The sequence below is a fragment of the Micromonospora sicca genome (assembly GCF_003172935.1).
Lineage (GTDB): Bacteria > Actinomycetota > Actinomycetes > Mycobacteriales > Micromonosporaceae > Micromonospora > Micromonospora sicca.
The window spans coordinates 60887-86798 of record NZ_QGKS01000258.1 but is presented as its reverse complement, the minus strand read 5'-3'; the positions used below and the strand labels follow the sequence as shown (position 1 = coordinate 86798).

The 25912-nt window shown below is 67.1% G+C and carries 12 protein-coding genes, 1 pseudogene and 1 other annotated feature; of the genes and pseudogenes, 7 read left to right on the top strand and 6 right to left on the bottom strand.

Annotation, left to right across the window (positions count from 1 at the left end; all coding sequences use genetic code 11):
- Positions 1–401: 401 nt before the first annotated feature.
- Positions 402–4505, bottom strand: a complete 4104-nt coding sequence (locus DKT69_RS20170; protein WP_161557905.1) for an NACHT domain-containing protein — start codon at positions 4503–4505, stop codon at positions 402–404.
- Between the two features lie 323 nt (positions 4506–4828).
- Here DKT69_RS20170 and DKT69_RS20165 point away from each other — a divergent pair.
- Together DKT69_RS20165 and DKT69_RS37835 are read left to right on the top strand one after the other, a co-directional pair.
- Positions 4829–6063, top strand: a protein-coding gene (locus DKT69_RS20165; RefSeq protein ID WP_438361846.1) for an IS3 family transposase whose coding sequence is annotated in 2 segments (ribosomal slippage) — positions 4829–5108 and positions 5108–6063 — 1236 coding nt in all. Because the reading frame shifts where the segments join, the coding sequence is not laid out codon by codon here.
- Positions 5104–5235: a sequence feature (AL1L pseudoknot), on the top strand. (Overlaps the previous gene by 132 nt.)
- A gap of 760 nt (positions 6064–6823) precedes the next feature.
- The gene (locus tag DKT69_RS37835; RefSeq protein ID WP_146231152.1) at positions 6824–7297 is read left to right on the top strand and encodes a hypothetical protein; all 474 of its coding nucleotides are present in this window, start codon (positions 6824–6826) and stop codon (positions 7295–7297) included.
- Here the strand turns inward: DKT69_RS37835 and DKT69_RS20160 are convergent.
- The 3 genes from DKT69_RS20160 to DKT69_RS20150 form a co-directional block, all read right to left on the bottom strand.
- Positions 7272–8345 (bottom strand): integrase core domain-containing protein, encoded by a 1074-nt coding sequence (locus DKT69_RS20160; protein ID WP_109803083.1) that lies wholly within the window; start codon positions 8343–8345, stop codon positions 7272–7274. The two genes, DKT69_RS37835 and DKT69_RS20160, sit on opposite strands and share 26 nt — an antisense overlap.
- 339 nt (positions 8346–8684) lie before the next feature.
- Complete coding sequence (locus DKT69_RS20155) at positions 8685–8945, bottom strand: hypothetical protein (protein WP_109803068.1); 261 nt, start codon at positions 8943–8945, stop codon at positions 8685–8687.
- A gap of 430 nt (positions 8946–9375) precedes the next feature.
- The gene (locus DKT69_RS20150; protein ID WP_109803067.1) at positions 9376–10008 is read right to left on the bottom strand and encodes an adenylate kinase family protein; all 633 of its coding nucleotides are present in this window, start codon (positions 10006–10008) and stop codon (positions 9376–9378) included.
- Positions 10009–10712: 704 nt separating this feature from the next.
- Between DKT69_RS20150 and DKT69_RS20145 the strand changes: the two genes are divergently transcribed.
- From DKT69_RS20145 to DKT69_RS37830, 3 genes are all read left to right on the top strand, one after another.
- Positions 10713–13466 (top strand): LamG-like jellyroll fold domain-containing protein, encoded by a 2754-nt coding sequence (locus tag DKT69_RS20145; RefSeq protein ID WP_236648109.1) that lies wholly within the window; start codon positions 10713–10715, stop codon positions 13464–13466.
- 215 nt (positions 13467–13681) lie between these two features.
- On the top strand, positions 13682–20437 hold the full coding sequence (locus DKT69_RS20140; RefSeq protein ID WP_109803066.1) for a polymorphic toxin-type HINT domain-containing protein: 6756 nt from the start codon (positions 13682–13684) through the stop codon (positions 20435–20437).
- Between the two features lie 50 nt (positions 20438–20487).
- On the top strand, positions 20488–20937 hold the full coding sequence (locus DKT69_RS37830; protein ID WP_146231151.1) for a hypothetical protein: 450 nt from the start codon (positions 20488–20490) through the stop codon (positions 20935–20937).
- A gap of 413 nt (positions 20938–21350) precedes the next feature.
- Here the strand turns inward: DKT69_RS37830 and DKT69_RS20135 are convergent, their stop codons facing one another.
- Positions 21351–22415 (bottom strand): integrase core domain-containing protein, encoded by a 1065-nt coding sequence (locus DKT69_RS20135; RefSeq protein WP_109803081.1) that lies wholly within the window; start codon positions 22413–22415, stop codon positions 21351–21353.
- A gap of 77 nt (positions 22416–22492) precedes the next feature.
- On the opposite strand from DKT69_RS20135, the pseudogene DKT69_RS20130 reads away from it, so the two are divergent.
- Positions 22493–23052, top strand: a pseudogene (locus tag DKT69_RS20130) (TetR/AcrR family transcriptional regulator C-terminal domain-containing protein); the annotation flags it as partial.
- 142 nt (positions 23053–23194) lie between these two features.
- A complete protein-coding gene (locus DKT69_RS20125) occupies positions 23195–23821 on the top strand; it encodes a maleylpyruvate isomerase N-terminal domain-containing protein (RefSeq protein ID WP_109803080.1) in 627 nt (208 codons plus the stop codon).
- A gap of 977 nt (positions 23822–24798) precedes the next feature.
- On the opposite strand, the gene DKT69_RS20120 is transcribed toward DKT69_RS20125, so the two are convergent.
- Positions 24799–25572 (bottom strand): hypothetical protein, encoded by a 774-nt coding sequence (locus tag DKT69_RS20120; RefSeq protein WP_146231150.1) that lies wholly within the window; start codon positions 25570–25572, stop codon positions 24799–24801.
- Between the last annotated feature and the right edge of the window lie 340 nt (positions 25573–25912).

Genomic DNA, 25912 nt, shown 5'->3' with positions numbered 1-25912 from the left:
CCGCCCCCGACCGCTGCCCGGCTCCGGTAGCAGCGGCGCGATCACCGCCCACGCCTCATCGGTCAGTTCACTACGACGCACCACCGACACATCGTCAGCGATCAACCACTACAAGATCGGCAGGACACGCCCTAGTGCTGGTACACCGGTTGATCCTGCTCTTTCTCTCCTTGCCGTTCTGTCACCGCCGGCAGTAACCCGTTTGCTGACTCGCTGCTGACTCCGCCTACCGGTGCAGGTTCGGTGCGTCCGCCGTTGTCCGGTGCGGTTGCTTCCAGCGTTGCCGTAGATAGCTTGGGGCCCCGTCATCCGGAAGTGGTGAGACAGGCGGCAGGTGTCCCGGCGGCCGGAGGACCACCGCCCGCCGTCGTGCGCTCGAGGATCTCAGGGCTGGCTCTGGATCAGACCTCCTGGGCGAAATGATCCTGCACCATTACATGGGCAAATCGGTGGGCGGTGCCGTCGTAGGCAGTGATGCCGGCGCGGGTCGTGGCGCCGAGGAACCGCTCCAGCCGCCACGGCAGCCTGCCGGTCAGCGCGAGCCACGCTCGGCCGAGCTGGAACCGACCCGCGTCGGTCACCCAGAAGGAGCCCGCTCCTGCCGCGGCGAGCACCAAGGCGTCCCCGAGCCGGCCCGTTCCCGCGTACCCAAGCAGCGCGGCACCGACGGCGAGCACGCTGGCCTGCACGACTGACGCGACCGTGGCTGTGCCGCTCGACCAGCCCGGTCGGTTACCGGCCGACCCGCCGCTGCCCCGCATGGAAATCATGAGCAGTCCGAGCACCATCCCGCTCGCGGCCAGGACCGCCGGCAGCCGCGCCGTGCCAGACAGCAGGCCCGCGACCGCGGTGATCAGCGCCGGCACCGTGGAGGCGACCGCGACCGCGCGCAGCACCGGGAATGGGAGCCAGTCCTGCACCCTGCGCCAGCTGAACCAGATCCCGCCCTGCAATTGCGCCTGCCGGGCGATCGTCGCGAGCCAATGCCAGCTCTGGTCGGACGCGTAGCCGTCAATCTCGCGCACGGTGTCAGCGAGATACGCGTCCATGTAGTCATCGGGGAGGCGGTCGGCTGGAGCCTCTCCCCGCCGGCCGCGCGAATACGCCTGTCGTAGCAGGCGCTCCGGGTTGCGCCCTCTCGCAAGGTAAGGCCGAAGGGCGATCGTGGCGGCCAGCGGGGTGGACATCAGCTCGGCGAACCGGCCGGTGGGGTCGTGCTCGAGTTCCCGAATGATCGCCGTCCACACCCTGTCCCAGTCGCCCGTGAGGTTGGCGCGTATGAACGCGGCGACGTCCTGCGGCCTCAGCGGCAGGATCTCAAAGACGGCCGCGTCCACCGCGCCGTTCCCCCCTGCGAGCCCTCCGTAATAGGGGGTGCGGCACGTGATGGCGCATGGGACGCCCCGCATCGCCATGGCATTGATCTCATACCATGCGCGTCCGAGCTGGTCCTCACTCGCGACCTCGTCGAGCCCGTCTAGGACGGGCAGGATCCGGCCTGCGGCGACCAGGTCGACGACGTCGCCAGCCGGCACGGCGTAGTCCCTCGACAGTCTGTCGACCATCCATTCCTCGATGGTGCGGTTGGACGCCGACCAGTTGTAGAGCGGGAGCAGCACGGGTACCGCCCCGCCCGCGTCTCTCTGGCGCAAGAGCTCGAGCACGAGGGTGGTTGCGACATGCGTCTTCCCGGAGCCCGGCGGGCCGAGGATCACGACCGGCAGGCGCGGGTGGTCCTGCATCCATCTCGCGAGCTCGGCCGGGTCCAGCACTGACGGCGACGCGACGGCCTGCCCAACGGGGGCCAGGCGCGTCTGGACGGCGCCGCCCGAAAGCGCCCGTTGGGTGTCGCGGAGGGTATTGGAGATGGCGGTGGCGAGGTATTCGGCGGTCCCGGTCGCACGGTCGCGGCCGTGCGGCCACCTGCGCACCGGCCGGTCTCGCAGCGCCCGTGGCCTGCCGACCCCGAGCAGCCTCACATCTTCCGTCAGGAGCAACGTGGTGGCGGCCACGACGAAGGCGATGCCGGCGACCGGCAGCCGCTGCCCGGTCAGCAGCGCCCGGTTCGCCACAGCCACCAGGCCAGCGACGGCCAGACCGGCACCGGCGAACCGGATCAAGGCACCGCGGCGGGCCTGCCGCTGGTGCAGCTGCGCTAGCAGTTCCCGGCCGAGCGGGTCGTCGCGCGCCACAAGCTGTTCGATGACCTGGCGGCGCTCCTTGCCGGAGAGCCCGAGATCGCGGGCGAGCCGGCGCAGCGCCTCGGTCCCCGCAGGATTCCCCTCGGCGAGCAGTTCGTTGGCGGCCGCCCGGCGGATCTCAACCGGTACGCGCGTCGCGGCCTTCGGATCGGCCAGCGCGAGCGCCTGCAAAGCCTCGACGCCGCAGCCGCACCGGTCCCTGCCGGTGACCAGCGAGCGGGCGGCCTGCAGGCGAAGGTCCGGGGCCAGGCCCGCGCCGCGGACGAGCTCGTGTAGGACGCTCGCCCCCGTCGGGTCGCCCGCTTGGTACAGGATCCGTGCGGCGCGGACGCGGACCGCCGCAGGCTGCTGCCTGTCCGTGGCTGTCCTGCTGCACGCCTGCCGGCCAATCTCGCCGAGCGACCGGGCGCTGGCCATGTAGCCGGGCGTCGCCTCGTCGACCTGGGGAATCGAGCCGGCGCGGGCGGCCAGCCGCTGTCCTGCCCACCAGATCGCCTCCGGGTCGCCGTCGCGCGACTGGTCCACGAGGTCCTGCAGCAGCTGCGGGCCGTCGACGTCGAGTTCGGCGAGCGCGTCCGCGACGAAGACGCGCGCCCACAGCGTCTGGCCCGGGTCGACCACCAGCGCCCGCAAACGTGCCCACACTTCCGGGTCGGTGGCCAAGTCGCCGAGGACCGCGACGCAGTCCACCACCGTCGAATGGTCCCGGGTCACACGCTCGACCAAGGCGTCGATGACGCGCCGTCGGAGTTCGTCGCCGACGGGGATGCCGTCGGCGACGATCCGCCCGGCGTTGATCGGGTCCTCGTCGCGCAGGAGCGATCCGACGACCTGCGATGGATCGGCCGAGCTCCGGGCAAGGCCGAAGAGCGCCAACCCACGGCTGCGCCCGTTCGCCATGAGCGACTGGAACTCGTCGTAGGAGAAGGCGTGGATTGACGGATCGGCGGCGAGGTACTCGGCGATGGTGAAATGCACGAACTCGACGTCGTTGCCGACCTGCGGCGCGCCGCGGCTGGGCGACGGCCCCGGCGCGCCGATGCCGGGACTTTCCCCAACACTGCCGTCCATCGTGCCGTCGGCACTCAGCGACGGGGCGAAGATGCAGAGTCCACTCGCGATGAGCGTGTTACGCAGAACGCCGAGCCGCTCGGCCTCGGACCCGGCCAGCAGCTCGGCGGGAGCGTTGGCCGCGATCCAGGCGCGGGCGCAGGGCAGCAGTCGCAGCGAATCGTCGCGCATGAGGGCGGCTGCTAGCTCACAGAGCAGGCGATCGAGGTTGTCGGCGAGCCAGATCTCGAACGGCGTGGCCACCGACACGTCGCGTGCGCCGCGCAGCAGGCAGATGAACTCGTGGTACAGGCCAGCCCGGCTGGTCGGCAGCGTTCGATCCCGGTCGTTCTCGTATACGAGCACTGCCATCGTGGCGAGCAGCGGGACGCGGACGATCGACGTCAGCGAGGAGGTGCGCACATGGCTTAGGAATCGCGCCGCTTCGGCGACCGCGTCGACCTCACCGCCACCCCGTGCGGTGAACCACCGCGTCGCGAAGCGCTGCAGCTCCCGCTGCTCGAACAGGCGTAGGTGGAACTCCTGGGCCCCTCGGACGGTCAGGTCGGCCAGCTCCCCAGTCGTGAGGGCCCGGGTGGTGACGATCAAGTGTGACCGCGTTCCGGAGGCGATGAAGGCGCCGAGGCTCTGGATCAGCCGCGTGCGCGCCTCGCCGGCCGAGATCTCGTCGAGGCTGTCCACGATGATGAGCCAGTTGACGCGTCGGTGCGGGGGTCGGGTGAAAATCTCTGCGGTTACACTCGCCTGCGACCACCGGGTGGCCAGCGCGTGTGCGACGTTGCCATCCGCCAGCGCCTTCGCCGGCAGGAGCACCGGGAGTAGCCGGCCGATCGGCGAGGCGCTGGTGCGGGACATGACCCGCGCCTGCGTCCACCAGCGCGCCGACGTCCCCACGACGTGCGCCGCGAAGGTCGACTTCCCTGCACCGGGCGCCCCGACAACGATCGCCTTTGGGCTGTTCCTGACGAACTCGTCGGCGTCGAGGAACCGGGTGGCCGCTCGCGCGGATGGGGCAGCGCCCAGGTGCTGCTCCACGTAGATCAGGCTCACACCGGGCAATGGCAGCGAGCCGAACGTGTACTGGTGGTAGTCCGCCTCGCCGAGCTGGGCGTCCAAGAGCCTGCGCACGGCTGGGTCCAGCCGTTTCGGGGCGCGGAGCCATGCAACGATCCCCGAAACGGCCACGACGAGCGCGACGGCGGCCGCGAAGCCGCCGACCGCTACGCTGGCCACTCGGAAGTCATGGGGGGCCCACGCCACCGCAGCCGCTGCCCCCGTACCCACCGCAGCGCACCCGCCACTGACTGCCAGGCGCCAACGCCGCGGCGCGGCGGGCTGCCCGGCTGGCAGGGCCGAGCGCCGAGCCTGGACGAGGCTGACTACGAGCGACACGACCGCGACGACTGCGCTGGCAATGGAGGAGATCTTGTCTCCGTCGTCGAGCCAAATCGGTCCTGCCAGGGGCATGAACACACGCTACGAGAACGGCTCGACTTCTTCGATCTGTCCCGCCCCGGGTTTGATGGAGACATCGAACACCCGGAGGATTCACTGTCATGGCGGCACCACGGAAGTACCCGGACGAGTTGCGCGAGCGGGCCACGCGGTTGGCGGTCGAGGCGAGGCGGGACCCGGCGTCGAGCATCGGGGCGATCCGGCGGATCGCGGACCAGCTCGGCGTGCATCCGGAGGCGTTGCGGACGTGGGTGAAGCAGGCCGAGACCGACGTCGGGGCCAGGTCGGGGACGACGTCGTCGGAGGCGGCCAGGATCGCTGAGTTGGAGCGGGAGGTTCGTGAGCTGCGGCGGGCGAACCAGATCCTGAAGTCCGCGGCGTCTTTCTTCGCGGCGGAGCTGGACCGTCCGTCGCGATGAAGGTCGAGTTCGTCGACTCCCAGCGGGAGGAGCACGGTGTCCAGCCGGTCCTGCAGGCGCTGCAAGGCACGCCGGCACAGATCGCACCGTCGACCTACTACGCCGTCAAGACCCGCCCCGCCTCGGCCCGAGCGGTGCGTGACGGCGAGCTGATCACCAAGATCGAGCACGTGCACGAGGTGAACTACGGCGTCTACGGCGCCAGGAAGGTGTGGCACGAACTGAACCGGCAGGGCGTGACCGTCGCCAGGTGCACGGTCGAGCGGCTCATGCGCGCCGCCGGCCTGCGAGGGCTGCTGCGGGACAAGTCCGCGCGGACCACGCCGCCCGCGCCCGAGACCGCACGCCCCGGTGACCTCGTCGAACGCGACTTCACCGCGACCAGCCCGAACGAGTTGTGGGTCGCGGACCTCACCTACGTCCGCACGAGCGCGGGATGGGTGTACGCGGCGTTCATCCTGGACGTGTTCTCCCGCATGATCGTCGGCTGGCAGGTGGCCACCTCGCTCTACACGGACCTGGCCCTCGACGCGTTACAGATGGCGATCTGGCGTCGGCAGGCCGCAGGCGCGGACTTAGCCGGCTTGGTCCACCACTCCGACAGGGGTGTCCAATATCGTGCGATTCGCTACACCCAACGGCTTGCCGAGGCCGGCGCGGTGGCGTCGGTCGGCTCGGTCGGCGACTCGTACGACAACGCGATGGCCGAGGCGTTCAACTCGCTGTTCAAGGCCGAACTCGTCCGCAACAAGGGACCCTGGCGCGGCCTGGACGACCTGGAGATCGCGACCGTCGAGTACATCGACTGGTACAACAACCGGCGCCTGCACGGCGAACTCGAGCACGTCCCGCCCGCCGAGTACGAAGCCCTACACACGATGACCCACCCGGTCAACGCAACCCTGAAAACCAGATAATCCCGTCTCCATCAAACCCGGGGCTTGACAATCCGCCTACCGGTGCTGCCGTCCCAACCAGCTGTCGCTCGACCTCGCCGTCGTGTCATAGCCGGTGCCGGTCGAGGCCGCCTATGTCGCCCTGGGTCTTTAGCAAGCCCCTGTGGGCAGGGCTATCCGACCCCGTGGTCTGAGGGATCACCAAGGCGTGGCGGGGGTCGGTTTTTCTTTGCTGATCTTAAGCAGGCGATCACAGCGCCCCGCGCGTGCGACCAGGGCAGGGGCACTGAAAGAGAGGAGCCGCAGGTCGTCGGCTTGCGGACACAAGCGGAGCGTCGGGTTAGGAAACCGTTGCTCTATCCCCTGAGCTACGAGGGCGCGAGTCGTCAGTCTAGCCACCTGCGCGTTGACGCGGGATGCGCCAGGGGTTGGTCCCGTTTACCCGCGTTAATCCCGGTCGCCTGGCCGGTGCGAGGACCACACGTGGACCACACGGGCCGCGCCAGCGATCCTGATCCTTGATCCCCGTTGGCCCCGCGTGGCGCCGGTGGACCCAGCATGGCACCGGCTGGAGAGCACACCATGCACATCATCGAAGATCAGCAACAGCTGGCATCGCCTCGCAACAGGCATGCCGCGCATGGCGCTAGGCGCTCCAAGCGAGGCTGGCGGTTTGCCAATCGGCACCCAGATCGTGACGCAGCGAGAGACGACAGGCCGTAACCTCCTCATCGTTCGATCGTTTGCAGTTAGGGGAACGGCTGGCTTGGGTGAGGTTTGAATGACGCGGCAGCAAGACGGTGTGCGGGTGGGAGGGGGCTTCGTCGGGCAGCGGTCCGTGCCGGGCGAGAGCTTTACCGAGAGCCGCTCGGACGGCGAGCATGCTCTTGAGGAGCTCAGGTCATCGGGTTGGGTTGGCCCTGCCACCGTCGAGTTGCTGGTGCGGCTTGGTTGGCAATTCGTGCGCTCGCACAGCTTCCCTCCACCCGAGGGTTACTCGACGTGGAACGACGAGGCGGTCGAGGTTCTGCTTGCGGAAATGTTCAGCCGACCGGGTTCGGGGCATAAGTTTGTTTTGACCTGTTACGTGAAGGCCCCCGAGGGGCCGGCGTTCGAGCGTTTGCTGCTAGCAGCAATCCGAAACTTCCTTATTGACCAAGCGAAGCGCACCGAGCGCGGCAAACTCCGTGTGCTGGTCCAAAACGTAGCCGCAGGGTCTGACCGGGCTCTTAGGCGGCTGGCTCGTATTCGTTGATCAGGCCTCCGAGGATCGTTCGGCGCCGGATGCTATCGGTCGGAGCGGGGAAGGCGATGACGTTGTTGCCGTCGTCGGGGGCGCGGAGGCCGAGTCCGTCGCCTTGATGGCTGCGGCCTCGATTGTAGTGCTGCACATACGTGTCCAGGACTATTCGAAGGTGTCGTTCGCCAGCGATGAGCATCCGGTCGGTGCATTCGACCCGGACCGATTTCACCCAGCGTTCGGCGAAGGCGTTCATGCGGGGTGCCTGTGGCGCGGTCTTCATGATCTCGGTGCCGATAGAGGTGAACACAGCGTCGAAGGCGTCGGTGAAGCGGCTGTCGCGGTCGCGGATCAGGTGGGTGAACCGCCGGCCGGAGTCTTCGAGGTCGGCGGTGAACTGGCGGGCGAGCTGGGTGGCCCATGCCGCGGTCGGGTGGGCGGTGATGCCGAGGAGGTGCACCCGGCGGCTCTTGGCCTCGATCACGAAGGCGACGTAGAGGCGCTGGAGGGTGACCGCACAATCCACGTGGAAGAAGTCCGTGGCCAAGATGGTGCCGGCGTGGGCGCGAAGAAACGTGCGCCAGGCGTCGTCGTGCTGTCGTGGCGGCGGTATGCGGTGGGAACGTAGGATCCGGCGGATCGTGGAGGCGCCGACCCGGTGGCCAAGGCGGCGCAGCTCGCCCTGGACGCGGACCACGCCCCACGTCCGGTTCTCTCTTGCCAGGCGGATGATGAGCGCGGCCAGCTCGTCGCTGATCGGTGAGCGGCCCGGTGGTCTGGGCTGGCGCCATTTCGCGGTGAGCAGGCGACGGTGCCAGCGCAGCAGCGTCGCAGGCGCGACGATCCGGTGAGCTCGCAGTATCTTCGGCAGGATCCGCGCGAGCGCGGCAAGGACCGCACGGTCGGTCCAGTCGAAACGCGGTCTCGGGTTGCCGCGGCGAAGCATCGCGACCTCGTGACGCAGGACGAGTATCTCCGCGTCCTTTGACGCCGACGACTGCGCCAGCAAGGCCAGCCACGAGAAGACTTGGATGAGGAGCTGGTACATCAGTCGCACGGCCACGAACACCGATCATGACGGGCTAGGACTCCGAACACGAAGCGACGTCCGCACCGCGAGACACAGCCCGACACTCGAACCCGCAGCTCACGATTGGTGACCGAGTATTGGAGTAGCACAGGCAGATCATGACCGATTGCAGGCTGCAGATAACCGCAGCTCAGCAGGCCCAGAGACAGACTTCAGTGGCACGAATCCGGCCCGGACGTACTCGGATGACACGGACAGACTTCACTGGCAAAGGACACTCACCACGGCTACCGGCGCACTGTGGACTGAGAACGCCGTATCGAAGGTGCACAAGCGCCTCAGCGCGGCGCTCGCCGCCTGAACACGCCCCGGCTAGTCGTCGTTCGGCAGGTACCAGCCGTGTTCGCGGTGCCTGGTGGTTGCGTCCGGGTTGTCGCGCTCGTAGGCCTCGTTGGCGCGGCGCGTCATCTCTTCGTCGTAGCGGTGCAGCTCGCTGTAGAGGTTCGACGCCTCGCCGACATTGTCGCTGGACACGTAGCGCTGTCGCAACGCCTCGCGCTCGTCTTCGAGTTCCGCGACGGACAGCGGGCGGAGGCTACCCAAGCCGCGTGCGATGGAGTCGAAGATGCCCATGCGCAGATGCTGTCACGCCGGGGGCTGGCGGGCAAGGAAGCTGCATAGGCCCCACTCCGAATCGGCCCGGCTACGACCGCTAGGTGATGCGCACCGTGTCCGGGTGCGACAAAGCTGACCAGAACGTCTTGGTCGGTGACCTCTTCGGGAAGACCGAAGTGGTCAGGCCGACGGCGCTGTCGGGCGGAAGGTCCTTTGCCGACGAGGCGCACCGCCCGGGTCGGTCAGGGTTTGACAACTAGATCCACGGATATCGCTGTGGATCACTTGTCGGCCACCGGCGCCTCTCCAATGTTTGGAACATCGATCTCACGGGCAACGGCCTGACCAGGACTTCTTGCTCGGTGACCTCTTCGGTGCATCCGAATAGTTCACCGAGCTGACGCGTGGGTGGCTTTGCAGTGTCCGGCTGGCGGGGCAGCCCTCCGGGTCATGCGAGTGCCTTGGCGGTGATCTCCGCCGGTGTGAGGGTCGCGTCGATGGAGGTCAGCTTGCCAAGTGCGTCGTAGTGGTTGAGCGTGACTGCCGCAGCTGGTCGGTAGGATTGCAGGCCCGCCGTGATGCGTTCGGGGCTGTCGTCGTGGCGCTGGGACAGTTCGCCTCCGCAACGGTCGCAGACATCGGGGCGCGCTGGAGCGGCGAACTCGGTGTGCCAGGTTCCGCCGCAGTCGCGGCAGGTGCGGCGGCCGGCCAGGCGGCGCAGGACCTCGGCATCGGGCAGGAGGAGGTCAATCGCCCGGTTGATGGGTGTGCCGAGGTCGAACAACACGGCGTCGAGCGCCACCGCGGTGACGGCCTGGTTGGGAAAGCCGTCGAGGACAAAGCCAGCGGCAACGTCGGGCTGGGTGAGGCGGTTGCGGATCATGGACAGGAGTACCTGGTCAGGTACGAGTTCACCAGCGTTCATGTGCCGTAGGGCTTGGAGCGCCGCCGGGGTGCTCGCCCGAATTTCGGCTTGGAGGGTGTCTGCCAGACTGATGGCGGGAGCGCCGAGACGCGCGGCTATGGTGCCGGCGATGGTCTTTCGGTCGGAGCCGGGTGGTCCGAGAACGGCCAGGCGCATCGGCGCAACCTATCGCCCTCAGCCGCCCACCTCCGCGTCGCATTTGTGTCTGCTGCTCGCTGCCACGGTCGGCGGCGGACAATGGTCTGCGTCGTAGTGATCTCGATCGCCCGTATCAGATGACGACAAGAGCCGGGTGCCACAACAGCCGGCGCGCGAGGGGCCGGGCGGTTCTTGCGGGTGGCAACAACGTGGCCACCGCGCTGGGGATTGAGGGCCGGTCAAGCGCCACCCACCGGCGTCCTGCCAGAGGTTTCACCACCGGCTGCTCGCCGGCCTTCCAGGGGAGCATCTCTAGGCCTGCTTAGCCCGTTCCCATGCATGAGTTTGGACCTACGTCTGTGACGTAGATCACTTTCTCACTCAACGGGAAGTGTGCGCTCGGTTGCTGTGTCGTGACCAGGAGTTTTGTGGCTCCAGCTTGTCCACTGTCGACTCTGCTGAAGCGTACGTGGGCAGCGTAGCGATGTGGGGATGCCCCTGGAGCCGATCTTGGATCTATCGCGCTGACGCTGGTTGCTCTACGGTTCCGCTACCTATCGATCTACGGGGGCGTCGAGGTCATGAGAAGGTCTGCGCGGCAGGGGATGTGGGGCCGTTTGGCGGGGGCGCATGCGCTCGTCGTTGGCCTGGTGGCGACTGTCGCTGCGGTGGTGCCAGCGGTGTTGGTGCCTGCTTCGGCCGCTGCTGCGGAGGAGTGCTCAGTGTCCGTGGTGGCTGATGTGCTGGCCGCTGAGCGGATTGCTACCGCGTGTGGCAAGAGCGTGGAGGTGTTGAGCGAGCGGTCCGAGACGACGCAGGTATATGTGGATGCCTCTGGCGTTGGGCGGCTGGAGTCGTCGGTGGTGCCGCAGCGGGTGCACCGTCGGGACGGTAGCTGGGCTGACATCGATACCACGCTCCGGCCGGCGGGTGACGGCTTCGCGCCGGTGGCGTCGACGGCGGACATGAAATTCTCTGGTGGAGGTGCGGGGCCTCTGGTGACGTGGCACGAGGGCGATTCGACCCTCGAGCTGACCTGGCCCTCTGCACTGCCTGCGCCGCGGATTGACGGTGACACGGCCATCTATGACAGCGTGTTGCCGGGTGTGAATCTGCATGTCACCGCGGGCCGGTCCGGCTTTCGACATGTGCTTGAGGTGCTGACGCCCGAGGCGGCCGCTAATCCAGCGTTGCAGCAGATCCGCTACGGGCTCGGCGGGACCATGCGGGCGACGCGTACTGCTAACGGTGGGCTTGACCTGGCTAATGCGGCCGGCAAGGTCCTGGTGCAGGCATCCCCGGCGGTGATGTGGGACTCGTCGATCTCGACAGACGCGACGCAGCCCGCGTCGGTATCCACGTCAGGCGGAGTCTCGGCCACAACTCTTGGGGCGGAGAGTGACGCGGCCGCCGTGGAGGCGGGCGATAGCGGTTCCCAGGACGTGACGGACCTGATCTCGAACGCGCAGCGGCCGGGTGACTTGGCAGCGTCGGCTCAGGTCGGGCTGACTGTGTCCGGGGATGATCTGGTGTTGACGCCGGATGCGCAGATGCTTTCGGCACCTGTGTCAGCGTTTCCCCTGTTCATCGATCCGGCGTTCAACCGGGGGCGGTCGCAGTGGGCATACGCGACGAGCAACGGAGAGAACAATGACCTGACAGCGGCTCGTGTCGGTCTGAGCCCCGATTCGGGTGCCCGGTACCGGTCGTACTTCAGCTTCAACACCGCGGCCATGAGTGACACGACCGTACTGACGGCGGAGATCCAGATGAAGCTCGACCACTCGTACTCGTGCGACCCCACGTGGGTACACCTGTACCGCACGCCAAGCTGGTCCACGAGCACCGGCCGGATCAGCTGGACGACAGCGCCCTTGGGCTCGGCGGCCACCTGGCTCGATTCATGGGCGGGTAACGCCAACCAGGCCGGTGGCTGCGGAACGATTCAGCAGAACGCGGACGCGGTGTTCGAGGGTACGACGCTACTCAATGATCTCCAATCGCAGGTGAAGTCCACCAGTTCGTACTGGGTGGGGCTGTGCGCGTGCAACGACAGCGACCAGTACGAGTCGGACCAGCAGCGGTGGAAAAAGTTCTACACCGACCAGACGTACCTGGTCGCCACCTTCGATGTGAAACCGGTTCCGCCCGTCGGCTTGGCCTTCACGACCACCTCGGACTGCTACCAGCAGTGCTCGTCGCCGGCGCTGGTGCGCAATGTGACCCCGACGCTGCGCGCGCAGGTACAGGACACCTACGGCGGGACCTTGCAGACGGCGTTCGAGATCCGCACCGCCGCGAGCCTGACGGCGACGATCGTCGTGAGCAGCACGACAATGCCCCGCTCGTACGTCACCACGGTAGGTAACGCAACCGGCATCGCCACCTCCCAAGTGCCGGCTGCCATGTTGACCTCTGGCAGCACCTACTACTGGCATGCCACGACGGTGGACGAGGCGGGTCTGTGGAGTGGCTGGGGGCCGTGGTACAGCTTCACGATCGACACGACACCACCGACGACGCCGAGCGTGGGGTCCACCCAGTACCCCTTGAAGCAATGGGGCGCCACCGTGGGTACGGCGGGAACGTTTGCCTTCACCGCGTCGGGGGCGGACGAGTACACGTGGGATGTCGACGGCGGTAGCGCGACGGCCACCGCGTCGACGTCGGTGACGTACACGCCAGCCACTGACATGGTGCACACCATGCATGTCAAGGCCAAGGACAAGGCCGGCAACACCAGCAGCACCTACGACCACCAGTTCTGGGTCTCGCCCGCCACGAACGCCTACGCGCTGTGGACGTTCGATGAGAGCGACCCGGCGACCACCGCCGCGGACAGCGGAACCGGTTTCAGCAGCCACTCGCCCGGCACCTTGGGCGGCGGGGCGCACTTCGTGCCCGGCTACCTCGGTAACGCGGTGCACCTGTCCGGCCCGCCTGCGGACCGGGTGACGACCAGCGGGCCGGTGCTGGACACGACGAAGAGTCTCACGGTGATGGCCTGGGTCCGAGCCGCGGATCTGGCGGCCCAAACCGAGCAGACGATCCTCGCGCAGGACGGTGCGACGGCCTCTCGGTTCGAGCTGCAGTATCGCAAGGACGCCAACGGCGGTGCGGGTGGCTGGTGCTTCACGATGTCGGCTGACAGCAGCGGCGGCGGCGCCGTCACCGCTTGCGCCACCGGGCAGTCGGTGGGGCTGCCATCGAACAACACGTGGGTGCACGTGGCCGGCCGCTACGACCAGGTCACCGGCAAGATGCGCGTCTACGTGATGGGCGACCCGCTGTCCTGTGCGGGTGAGATGACCGAGGCAACGGCGCCGGCCGGATGGTCCGCAACCGGGTCGTTCGCGATCGGACGTGGCTGGTCTAGTGGCGCTGGAGTCTCCTACTGGCGTGGCGACATTGACGACGCCCGCGCCTACCAGCGGGTCCTGTCGGACTCCGAGATCTGCCAGCAGGCATCCCAGTAGCACCGATGCCACCGCAGCCGGAGCTGATGGCCCCGGCTGCGGTGGCGACGCCGACCGAGAGGCGGCGTCGTGGAAGACGGGTGGTGATCACCCGGTGAAGGGCTCTAGCAACACACCGGCAACGCCGGTCTTGGTCTTCGTCCGTACGCGTGGGGAGCGTCGTGGTGAGTGGAATTGATTCCGGCCGGGGCCGGGGAATGGTTTTCGGTCGGCGGATGTGGCGGTCGGTGTGGCTGGCCGGCGCTCTGTCGGTCGCGCTGACCGTGAGCGCGTTGGGTCAGCCGGTCCAGCGTGCGGAGGCGGCACCGAAGTGGACGGCGCCGAAGCCGAAAGAGGCAGCTGGCGTGCTGGTGCGTGACGCCAAGCCCGGCAAGAGTCGCTCCTACCACGCCTTCTCCAGCGTGGTCACCGGCACCAGGAAGATCGCCTGGCCAGCGGGCACCAGCACCGCCGACCTCGCCCTCGCAGCGGCCGTAGCCGCCAACGCCCGCAGCACCCGGGCGGGCCTGACCGGGCCGGTCCGGGCACGTGCCGGAACCCTGCCGGTCACCATCTCGGCACCGTCGGGCACCAGCGCCAACTCCGCGGCCGACGCCGTCAATTCAGTGAAAGTGACGGTGCACGACCGGACCGCGACGGCGAAGGTCGGGGTGCAGGGCCTGCTGATGTCCGTGAGCCGCGCCGACGGCAAGACCACCAACGGCCGCACCGGCCTGCAGGTGGACTATGCCGGGTTCGCGGACGCCTACGGCGGCGACTGGGCCTCCCGCCTGCGGCTGGTAGCCCTTCCCGCCTGTGCGCTGACCACCCCGCAGCTGGCGTCCTGCCAGAAGCGCACCCCGTTGCCGGCGGTCAACGACACCCCCGACAGCCTTCTGTCGGCGGACATCTCCCTCGCATCGAGCACCTCGACGCTGCTGGCGGCGGAGTCCGGCGCGTCCGGTGACAGCGGTGACTACACCGCGACCAGCCTCTCGCCCGCCGGGCAGTGGCAGGTGTCGACCCAGAGTGGCGACTTCTCCTGGTCCTATCCACTGCGCGTGCCGCCGTCGCTCGGCGGGCCCGCCCCGGAGATCAGCTTCTCCTACTCCTCCGGCAGCATCGACGGGAAGACCGCCCTGACCAACAACCAGGGCTCCTGGCTTGGTGACGGCTGGGACTCGTGGCCCGGCTTCATCGAACGTAAGTACCAGTCGTGTGCCGATGACAACCCCGATCACAAGACCGGTGACCTGTGCTGGTTCAACGACAACGCCACCTTGTCACTCAACGGCCACGCCGGTGAGCTGATCAAGGACGGGTCGGTGTGGCGGCTGCGCAACGACGACGGCACCAAGGTCGAGAAGCTGACCGACTCGGCGCGCGGCAACGGTGACAACGACAACGAATACTGGAAGGTCACCACCACCGACGGCACCCAGTACTACTTCGGCTACCACAAGCTGCCCGGCTGGGCCAGCGGAGACCCGGTCACCGACTCGGTGTGGACCGCGCCGGTCTACGGCAACAACTCCGGCGAGCCCTGCTACGACTCGACGTTCGCCAACGCCTCCTGCACCCAGGCCTGGCGGTGGAACCTCGACTACGTCGTAGACCCGAACTCCAACACCATGGCCTACTTCTACGGCAAGGAAACCGGCGCCTACGGCCGCGACAACGACCCCGCCCAGCGCACCACCTACGACCGCGGCGGCTACCTGCAGCGCATCGAGTACGGCATGCGCAAGGACGCCGAGTACAGCCAGGCCGCGCCGCTGCGGGTCGTTTTCGACACCGCCGAGCGGTGCCTGTCCGGCTGCTGGACCGGCGCGGCCTGGACCTCGGACCCGGTGACCGCGCAGTGGTATGACACGCCGTGGGACCAGTACTGCAAGTCCGGCGACCAGTGCACCACCCAGGGCTCTCCCACGTTCTGGACCGCCCGCCGGCTCACGAAGGTCACCGCGCAGACCCGCAACGGCGCGTCCACCTACGCCGACGTCGAGTCGTGGTCGCTGCGGCAGGAGTTCATCAACGCCGGCACCGGCGAGTCCACCCCGATGTGGCTGCGCGGTCTCACCCGCACCGGCCACGTCACCACCGCCGGCGGCACCGCCGTCTCCGACCCGGAAATCACCTTCGACACCGGTGACCTGCCGCTGCCCAACCGCGTCGACGGCCCCAACGACCAGCGCTCCGCGCTGAACCGGTGGCGAATCAAAACCGTGCACACCGAAACCGGCGGCGACATCATCGTCACCTACTCCGGACCGGACTGCACCAGCACCACCCTGCCGTCCCCGGCCAGCAACACAAAACGGTGCATGCCCTCCTTCTACGCCCCCGCCGGGCAGCAGCTGAGCCTGGACTGGTTCCACAAGTACGTCGTCACCCGCATCGACCTCGACGACACGGTCACCGACCAGCCGACCGAAGTCACCATGTACGACTACGACACCCCCGCCTGGGCGTACAACAACGACGAGCTGACCAAGGACAAGTACCGCACCTGGAGCGACTGGCGAGGCTACGGCACGGTCACCGTCCGCCACGGCGACCCCGCCGGGCAGCAAACCGCCGTCGAACACCGCTACCTGCGCGGCCTGGACGGCGACAAGGCCGCCAGCGGCGTCAAGGACGTCTGGGTCACCGACTCCTGGGGCGGCACCATCGAAGACCACGAAGCCCTGCAGGGCTTCGAGCTGCAAACCATCACCTACAACGGCCCCGGCGGAGCCGAGGTGTCCTCCACCCGCAACGACCCGTGGATCAACGGCCCGACCGCCACCCGCACCCGAGACGGGATCACCACCCGGGCATGGATGACCAACACCGACATCACCCGCACCCGCACCACCCTCGCCGCCGGCGGCTACCGCTACACCAAGACCATCACCAGCTTCAACAGCGACGGCCTGCCCACCACAGCCGAGGACCAGGGCGACGAGGCCATCACCACCGACGACACCTGCACCCGCACCACCTACGCCCGCAACGACACGAGCTGGATGATCGACCGGGTCTCGCAGACCGAAACGCTGTCCGTCCGATGCGCTGGAGCGCCGACCCCGGCGGACCCGGCCACCGTGCTCAACCGGGCCCGGTCGTTCTACGACGCCTACGTCGACGACACCTCCTTCGGGCAGGCCCCCACTCGCGGCAACGTGGTCCGCACGGAGGAGTTGGAGAAGTTCAACGGCGCCACCCCCGTCTACACCCGCATCGCCACCACCGCCTACGACACCAATGGCCGTGTCGCGTCGGCGACCGACCCCCGCGGCTACACCGCCACCACCGCCTACACCACCGCCAACGGTGGCCAGGTCATCCAGACCGTGGTGACCAACGCGAAGGGCCACACCGTCACGACCCTGATGGAACCCGCCTGGGGGACGCCGACGAAGGTCACCGACGTCAACGGCGCCGTCACCGACCTCACGTACGACGGGGCCGGCGGGCTCACCAACGTGTGGCTTCCTGGCCGGGACAAGGCCACGCAGACACCCAGCAGCAAGTTCACCTACCCGGTGCGCAACAGTGGTAGCCCTACCGCGGTCACCACCGAGTCCCTCCTGCCGACCGGCACGGCGTACCGGAAGTCGGTGAACCTCTACGACGGATTCCTGCGCCTGCGGCAGAACCAGCTCCAAGCCACCGGCGGCGGTCGGACGATCACCGAGACCCTGACCAACAGCCTCGGCGCCACCGCCTGGACCTCCGCCCCCTACTACGACAGCACCAACACCGCCGTCAACACGAGCCTGGCCACCCCGCAGGGACAGATTCCCTCCATCACCCAGAACATCTACGACGGTGCCGGCCGGCAGACCGCGCAGATCCTGCTCGCCAACGGTGCGGAGAAATGGCGCGCCACCACCGCCTTCGGCGGCGACCGCGTCAGCAGCACCCCACCCGCCGGCGGCACTGCCACCACCACCATCACCGACGCCCAGGGCCGCACCACCACGCTTCGGCAGTACAAGAACCGCGCCGACGTGGGCAGCGACGACCCAGCCAAGTTCGACAAGACCACATACACCTACACCCTTCTCGGGCAGTTGAAGACGGTCACCGACGTCACCGGCGCGAACGTCTGGTCCTACACCTATGACCTGCGCGGCCGCCAAACCCAGGCCGTCGACCCCGACAAGGGCACCACCAGCACCACCTACGACGCTGCCGGCAACGTCGTCACCGCCACCAGCCCTATCGGCACCGGCACTGCAACCACCGCATATACCTACGACGAGCTCGGCCGCAAGACGACCATGCGCGACGACAGCATCAATGGCGCCCTCCGTGCCAACTGGGTGTACGACACGCTGCCCTACGGCAAGGGCAAACTGACCTCCGCCACCCGTTTCACCGGCGGCAACCAGTACACGTCCCGGGTCGACGCCTACGACACCTTCGGCCGGCCCACCTCCACCTCCGTGGTGCTGCCCGCGGCGGAGTCGAACCTGTGCGCCGCTGCCACACCCAACACCTGCACCTACACCACCACGACCAGCTACCGGGCCAACGGCCAGCCCTACCAGGTCACCATGCCCGCCGCGGCCGACCTCCCCTCGGAGAAGCTGACCCTCGGCTACACCGACGTCGGCGACCCCGGCACCCTGCTGTCGGCATCGCAGATCTACGTCTACGACATCGTTTACGACAAGCTCGGCCAGCTCACCCAACGGCAGCTCGGCGCATACGGCTCCCGCGTCGCGGTCACCTCGACCGTCGACGAGCCCACCCGCCGGTTGAAGAGCACCAACGTCGTTCCGGAACTCAAGCCGGAGGCGGCGAACTACAACTACACCTACGACGACGCCGGTGACGTCAGCGAGATCCACGACACCCCCAACGGCGGCACCGCAGACCACCAGTGCTTCACCCTCGACTACCTGCAGCAGATGACCGAAGCCTGGACCCCCGAGTCCGGCAGCTGTGTTACCAAGCCCACCGCGTGGACCCAGATCGACGGCTCCGCCTACCCGTACTGGCACACCTGGACCCTCGACCCTAACGGCAACCGCAAGACCGAACTGCGCCACGGCACCACCAACACCACCTACACCTACACCTACCCGGCCGCCGGCACGGCCAGGCCACACGCCGTCACCAACGTCACCGCCAGCGTCGGCGCCACCTGGTCCCGCAACTACACCTACGACAACGCCGGCAACACCAAAACCCGACCCACCACCACCGGCGCCACCCAAACCCTGACCTGGGACCGCGAAGGTAAGGTCCTCAGCTCCACCGACTCCGCCACCACCAGCTACATCTACGACGTCGACGGCAACCGACTCATCCGCACCGACCCCACCGGCAAAACTCTCTACCTCCCCGGCGGCACCGAAGTCCGCTACACCACCAGCGGCGCCACCAAGAAAGCCACCCGCTACTACAACCACGCCGGCCAAACCATCGCCATCCGCACCGCCACCAGCCTCAGCTGGATCGCCAGCGACCACCACGGCACCGCCGAACTCACCATCAACGCCACCACCCTCGCCGTCGCCAAACGCCACATGCTCCCCTACGGCGAACCGCGGGGCGCCACCATCGGCACATGGGCACCCGGCATGGACAAGGGCTTCGTCGGCGGCACCCAGGACCCCACCGGTCTCACCCACCTCGGCGCCCGCGAATACGACCCATTCATCGGGCGATTCACCTCCGTAGATCCGCTGATTGACTTCAATAATCCGCAACAATGGAACGGGTACAGCTACAGCGACAACAACCCTGCCACGCTGACGGACCCGTCCGGCCTCGACCCGTGTATCCACGGCGGCGGTGGATGTCATTATGACGGCCACGATCCCGATGGTGCGCTAGAGCAGCCTGGCAGCGAATCCGCAGGACCCTGCGTCAATGACAACGCGTGCAACAAGCATTTCGAACCAACGCTAAACGCGCGCAAGCTCAACGTTAAGCTCCGCTACGGCCCGCAAAACAAGGAATGCCAGGTCTCGCCCAGCTCCTGTCATGTCGCCCGACAGAACCTGGAGTCAGGGCTGCCGCCGGAACAGGTCGAAGCCTCAATGCAATGCGGGTACTACACGCCCGGATTCGCATTCGGCATCGGCGCCTGCATGCAAGCCGCAGGCTACTACCAAGGCTGGGTCGACCCCGAGGTTGCCGGTGCGATGGTTGGGGCCGGCATCACAGGGAAGTTCGCCGGTGAGGCTGAAGGGGCCGGCCTACGCCTCTTCAAGGCATGTGCCAATAGCTTCGACCCCGAAACCCAAGTTGAACTGGCAGACGGCTCCAGCAAGCCCATCAAAGATCTGTCGGTCGGTGACAAGGTTCTGACCACCGACCCAGAAACCGGACGGACCGAGACCCGCGCGGTCAATGCCGTCCACACCAACAACGACACCGACCTGGCCGACGTCACCATCATCGGAGACGACGGCAAGGCCAGCGTCCTCAGTACCACGCAACACCACCCCTTCTGGAGCCAGACCCGCCACCAGTGGGTCGACGCCGCCGACCTCCAAACCGGCGAACACCTAGCCACCCCCGACGGTCACACCATGACCGTCACCACCGTCCGCTCGTACACCGGCGCCAAGGTCATGCACAACCTCACCGTCGATGAGTTCCACACCTACTACGTCCTGGCCGGTAACACGCCGGTACTCGTACATAATGACGGTGGGTACTCAGGCGGCTATTCGATCAATGATATTGATATCGTTGCACAGCATCTTTCTGGCGAGTATTGGTCGCCAGCGAATGACGAGATGATTGCTCGAATCAGGGGGTCAATTTCCAGCGGAGCACCCTTGTCCAGCAGTCAACAGAACTTCATGAGTCATGAGCTTACGGAGGCAAATCTCATGGCAAATGGGATGAGCTATGAAGAGGCACACGAGGCGGCGTTGCGTACTCATCCGCCGGGCCAGAATTATGATATCGATATCATTGACAAGGACGAGTCATTTGGTCCGTGGTGGCGCAAGCAGAATGGGTTGCCTCCGAGGGGATGCTGACCCCCATATTGTTGAACCCTGCCCAGACGTGACAAAGGGAGAATTCGAACATGATCAGTGAATTCAAGCGCGGGGCGTTGTCGCGCATCACGATCTGGGCAGGTCAAGACGGTCCGGTGCCGCTGGATGAGGGGACCGTTGGCGTGGAGTACCGTGGGCGAATTGGCCACCCATCGTCCTACGGGCTGGTAGCGGGAAGGTTTTCACCAGATAATGCTGAGGTGCTGGTTGACCCAGGGCTCAATGCGGAACTGGCGGCTAGCATCTCTGTTTCAGGTGATCGTGTAATTGACGGGATGTCCGAGCCGGAGTACGAGGCGATTATCCGTAAGTCTGCACGAGAGCTTGGGTTGTGCGTAGTAGTGGTTCTGGCAGGTGAGATTGGCTCGTCGCAGGTCGTGTTTTCGCGGCTCGCTAGGGTTCTGCATATGGCTCTTATCAGCCCAGACCTGATGCGGAACGATGACCAAGTCTGGAAGTCTTGGGAAGGCGTTCAATAGTCCTGGGGCTTCGCGATGGGCTCGATTGTCCGCAGTTACGGAACGTGTTGGCGCCGATCCGGTGTGCGCTGGCGGGCGTGTCTGTCCGCCTGGGTTGCTGTCAGGGTTGCTGTCAGACGATGCGGTTATATGCGAATTGATTGATGTCGTCTGTCCGATAGCGACAGTTCGCTGGGCACCTCGGTGGCACGTCGCTAGCGGCGTGGCGTCGATCGCCGGTTGCTACGTCAATGCCGACCCGTGAAGCGATCGTCACGGCCAAGCGTGCCTCGGCTTAGGCTGCCTTCGCTGTTCTGACGCCCAGTTGCGTGGGTGCGTGCGCGCGGGCCGTAGGTGTAGCGCGCGCGTGCGTCCGGCGTAGTCGGGCGCTCTTGATATAGGTGAAGCGTGTGGGGCTCGTAAAGCCGGTTCGGCTACGCTGCCTGCGAATACTCGTTGATCAGCCCGCCGAGGATCGGGCGCCGTCGAACCCTGGCGGCGGTCAAGTCACTGACTCCCGACGGCGGGTTGGGCGGCTGCTGGGCGAGCGATCGATGTGGGCGGTGGCTGTTGTAGTGGGCCGTGTACTCGGTGAGGACGGCCGCGAGGTGGCGCTCGCCGACGATGAGCATCCGGTCGGTGCATTCCCGGCGTACGGTGCCCACCCATCGTTCGGCGAACGCGTTCGCCCGGGGCGCCTGCGGTGGCGTCTTGATCACGTCGATACCTTCGGCGGCGAACACCCCGTCGAAGACGGCGGTGAACTTGGTATCCCGGTCGCGGAGCAGGAACCGCAGACCAGCAGCACGCTGATCGAGGTTCATCAGCAAATTTCGCGCCTGCTGCGCCGCCCAGGCGCCGGTCGGATGCGCGGTCACCCCGACGACGTGGACCTCGCGGGTGGCGATCTCCACGAAGAACAGCACGTAGATCCGCTTGAGCAACACCGTGTCGACCGTGAAGAAATCGCACGCCAGGATCGTGTGCGCCTGGGAGGTCAGGAACTGCTGCCAGGTCAGTCCGGACCGGCGTGGTGCCGGGTCCATCCCGGCCCGGTGGAGGATCTTCCATACCGTACTGGCCGCCACCTGATGCCCGAGGTTGAGCAGTTCGCCTTGAATCCGGCGGTGCCCCCACGTCGGGTTCTCCGCCGCGAGTCGCAGCACCAGGTCACCGACCTGCTTGTCGACAGGTGGCCGGCCGGGTCGTGCGTGCGGGTACGTCCAGCGACGGGCGACCAGCTCACGGTGCCACCGCAGCAGCGTGGCCGGGGTGACGAAGAACGCCGACCAACGGTGGCGGGGCAGCAGCCGCGACAACACTGCCAGCACCACCCGGTCGGCGGGTTGCAGGTCGGGGCGGTGCACCTGCCGGCGCAGCACCGCCACCTGGTGGCGGAGCACCAGGATTTCCGCATCCTTGGCCCCACCGTGGCGGGCGATCTGGGACAACATCTGCAGGATCTGGCGAAACAGCAGGTACAGCAACGACGCGCTCATGGCCACGAGCATGACGGCTGCGCAGGGCTCGAGCTCGCACAGAACCGCACTTCAGACAGCCGAACCGAGTATTCGAGCCCCACACGCTCTACAAGCATGTGGCCAACAAGGAACAGCTCCTCGACGGGATGGTCGACGTCGTCGTCGGCGAGATCGATCCACCGGTCCCCGGCACCGACTGGAAGGCCGGGATCCGCCAGCGCATCCTTTCGGCCCGAAAAGTTTTGTTGCAACACCCCTGGGCGTCGCGCGTCATCGAGTCCCGTCCCCAGCCCACCCCGGTCGTGCTGGACTACCTGAACTCAATCGTCGGGATGTTCCGGGCCGGCGGCTTCTCCGTCGACCTCACCCACCATGTGATGCACGTTCTAGGAAGCCGCGTGTGGGGATTCACTCAGGAACTCTTTCCCGCCTCACCGCTACCCGCCGACCCGGATATGCAGAAAGCCATGTTCGACGAGATGGCAGGCAGGTATCCCCACATCGCGGAGATAGCTATGGCCGCCAGCCATGACGAAGCGTCGGTCGTGGGCCACGGCTGCGATGACCAGTTCGAGTTCGAGTTTGCGGTCGACCTGTGCTCGACGGGTTCGAAAGGCTCCACCAGCAGGGGTGGACGTCCGACAACCGGTCCTGACACGACGACAGCGTCTGGACGACGTATCCGACGAGCCGGCTTCCGGACATGCCGATGTGCGTGCACGCCGACCAAGATCCGCTCCTCACAGGCGCGCGAGCACGGGCGACGATAGACGCCGCGCCCGTATAACGTGCACTCGATGATCCGACCTGCGTTCCTGGACGTCGCTAAGACCGCTGCGGTCCTTCTACGTGAACCGCTGCTGGTCGAGCGATGGTCCGCCCCCAGCGCGTTGCCCGACTTCTCCACCGGCGGCCTCGCCCGTCATCTAGCTAACCAGGTCACCCACACCGTGACCTTCCTTGCCGCAGCGCCAGGAGCATCAGCTATCTCGGTGCTGGAGCACTTCACCGGCAACGCCTGGGTAACTTCAGGCGTCGACAGCGCTGACAACGTCGGCATCCGCCGCCGCAGCGAGCAGGCAGCCGCGTCGACCACCGCTACAGAGCTGGCGGACATTGTCGACGCTGCGTTGACCGACCTACGTGCCATGGTGCCGGCACAACCGGCGGACCGAATCGTGGACCTCGGCGACTGGAGTCTGCAGGTCGATGACTTCCTACTGACCCGGGTCGTGGAGCTGGTCGTGCATGTCGACGACCTGGCAGTCAGTCTCGGCTTGCCCACGCCAGCGATGCCAGAGACAGCGGCCGGAGCGACAATCAAGCTGCTGAGCAGCCTCGCAGTCTGGCGACACGGTTCCCTGAACGTAATACGTGCGCTGGCTCGGCAAGAACGAGCTCCCGCCTCAATCGCCGCCCTCTGAACCGTCAGAGCCCCGCTCGCGGCGTCGAGACGGTGCCGTCATCTGCCGCTGATGGGGCGGCGGTATTCCTGAGCACGTCCGGTTGACAAGCGGGTCGTGGGAGCGGGTCGGGAGCGGCTGAGCCTAACGGTGGCTGGCCGGACGCCGACGCCAGCCAGGGCCGCTCGGGCAAGCGGTAAGCGGCCACGAACTCTGCGAACGACCTGTAAGACGGCCCGTCTCAGCCTGGCTGCGGCAACCCGGTCACGGGCCAGGATCGGGGGAGCAGGTTGGGAGCAACAGGGTGCACTGAACGGCCCTCAACCGCACCGAACGGCATCCGACTGCACGCAACCGCACCCACCCCTGCCTGCGGCTTCGCGTTTTTGCAGGTCAGAGTCGGTGCAGCGTCCTGCTTCACACGCAGTGCTCAACGGCAGCGCGCTAACTTCGACGTCGCTCTATTAGACCTGGTGAAAGAGTATGTGCAGGTCAGTGCGGTAAGGGATCAGCGGCCGGGCCGATCCTTGCGCTGGGAGCAGATTGGGTGCACGTTGACGAAGTGGTCACCGCGACAGAAGTGGTCAACCGGCATCACGTCGGCTAAGGCGCTGACCAGCAATGATGCGGCGGCGGGATCTGTTTGACCTCCCAGTGAAGACCGAAGAGGTCACCTCGCGGTTCGTTCGCGGTCGGCTCGCATTGGCGGCGTCGGCGGGCCACCGAGCAGTCAGCCGGTGAGGGTGTGTATTGATTGGCAGCTATGGTGGCAGGCCGGCGGACGTCACGACGGATTCCGGGACGTGGGACGGTTTTCCCACCGGCAACGCGCTGACCAGTGCTTCCACGTTGGTGACCTCTTCGGTGAGTCCGAAGGGGTCGCCGTCGTGGGCGGACGACGGCAGGCTTTGCGCGGTGTCCGGCTGGTGGGGGGCATGTCAGTGCCGTGTCCGCCGTGTGCCGGTCCCTGTCGTTGCCTGGTGAGTGAACAGGGAGCGTCACGTGGTGCCGCGCCGCTCGTCGCTGAGCACGGCTCGCCACGCGGCTGTCAATACGGCGGCCTCGGCGCCGGTGACCAGTTCCGGCGCGCCGAAGGCCATGGCGGCGTGGAGCAGTGCGCTTCCGGCCGTCGCCCAGGTCTCGTCGAGCAGTTGCTCGCCGTCGGGGTTCACTCTCAGGGCGCCGGGGCGGCCGCGGAGCTGGGCGCTGTCGGTCACGGCCGTGTGCAGCACGGTGAAGCCCGCTCCGATGGGCGAGGTGGCACGGCCGGGCTGGTGGTGGCCGATCGTCGCGGAATGGTCCCGGTCTCGTTCATCTGCAGCGTGGACGGTGCCCGTCCACCTGGCCCATGCGGCGCTGTAGGTTTCGCCCGCCGCTGGGTGGTCCGCCGACGCGAGCAGTGTGGCTCTCTCCTCCGTGAGAGACCGGGCCACCTCGATCACCTCGACGATGGCTCGGCCCTGGGAACCGAAAAGCAGCGCCGGCGGAAGCTCGGCCAGTACGTCCACCGCCAGCGCGCGAACGTAGCCGGCGCCGGACACCAGCCCTTGGGCGGCGCGTGCCATCGCGGCCCGCTCTGCGGCCGAGGACGGTGGTACGACCGCCACCCGGAACAACCTGCCGGGCCACCGTGCGACGATGATCTGTTCGAGCGAGCGGTCCACGACGATCCACGGCGGCTCGAACGATGTCTTCGCCACCCTCGTCCCGGGTGTCGCCCTGGCCATGACACCCGGCCGCTCGTTCTCTACGTAGACGAAGCCCTCGACCATGGTCGCGAGCGTACTGATGCCTTCGCATTGCGGCTTGCTGATCTCTCTGGTTGGCCTGCGAATGCACCGACCACCGCTCGTGCGAGCCCAGCCGGCGCGATCCCCGTTGACCGGCTTGGAGAACACCCCTTCGGAGCGAAGTACTGATGCCCGCACCATCCACCTGCAGCGCGCAGACCAGGGCTTTCCGCCCCGTAACCTCTTCAGCGGCCCGAAGGCGTCAACGTCCGTGGGTCGCGCTGGTCAACCGGGCGACGTCCTCATCTGCCGAGAAGCGGATGCCATCGTGGCGACGTAGCTTCAAGGCCTCGCTAACTGGACATCGATGCCTGGGCCTGGG

Coding starts and splice junctions, on each gene's coding strand:
- DKT69_RS37835 (WP_146231152.1), top strand. CDS start 6,824: ATGACGCGGCAGCAAGACGGTGTGCGGGTGGGAGGGGGCTTCGTCGGG.
- DKT69_RS20155 (WP_109803068.1), bottom strand. CDS start 8,945: ATGGGCATCTTCGACTCCATCGCACGCGGCTTGGGTAGCCTCCGCCCG.
- DKT69_RS20150 (WP_109803067.1), bottom strand. CDS start 10,008: ATGCGCCTGGCCGTTCTCGGACCACCCGGCTCCGACCGAAAGACCATC.
- DKT69_RS20140 (WP_109803066.1), top strand. CDS start 13,682: ATGTGGCGGTCGGTGTGGCTGGCCGGCGCTCTGTCGGTCGCGCTGACC.
- DKT69_RS37830 (WP_146231151.1), top strand. CDS start 20,488: ATGATCAGTGAATTCAAGCGCGGGGCGTTGTCGCGCATCACGATCTGG.
- DKT69_RS20135 (WP_109803081.1), bottom strand. CDS start 22,415: ATGAGCGCGTCGTTGCTGTACCTGCTGTTTCGCCAGATCCTGCAGATG.
- DKT69_RS20125 (WP_109803080.1), top strand. CDS start 23,195: ATGATCCGACCTGCGTTCCTGGACGTCGCTAAGACCGCTGCGGTCCTT.
- DKT69_RS20120 (WP_146231150.1), bottom strand. CDS start 25,572: ATGGTCGAGGGCTTCGTCTACGTAGAGAACGAGCGGCCGGGTGTCATG.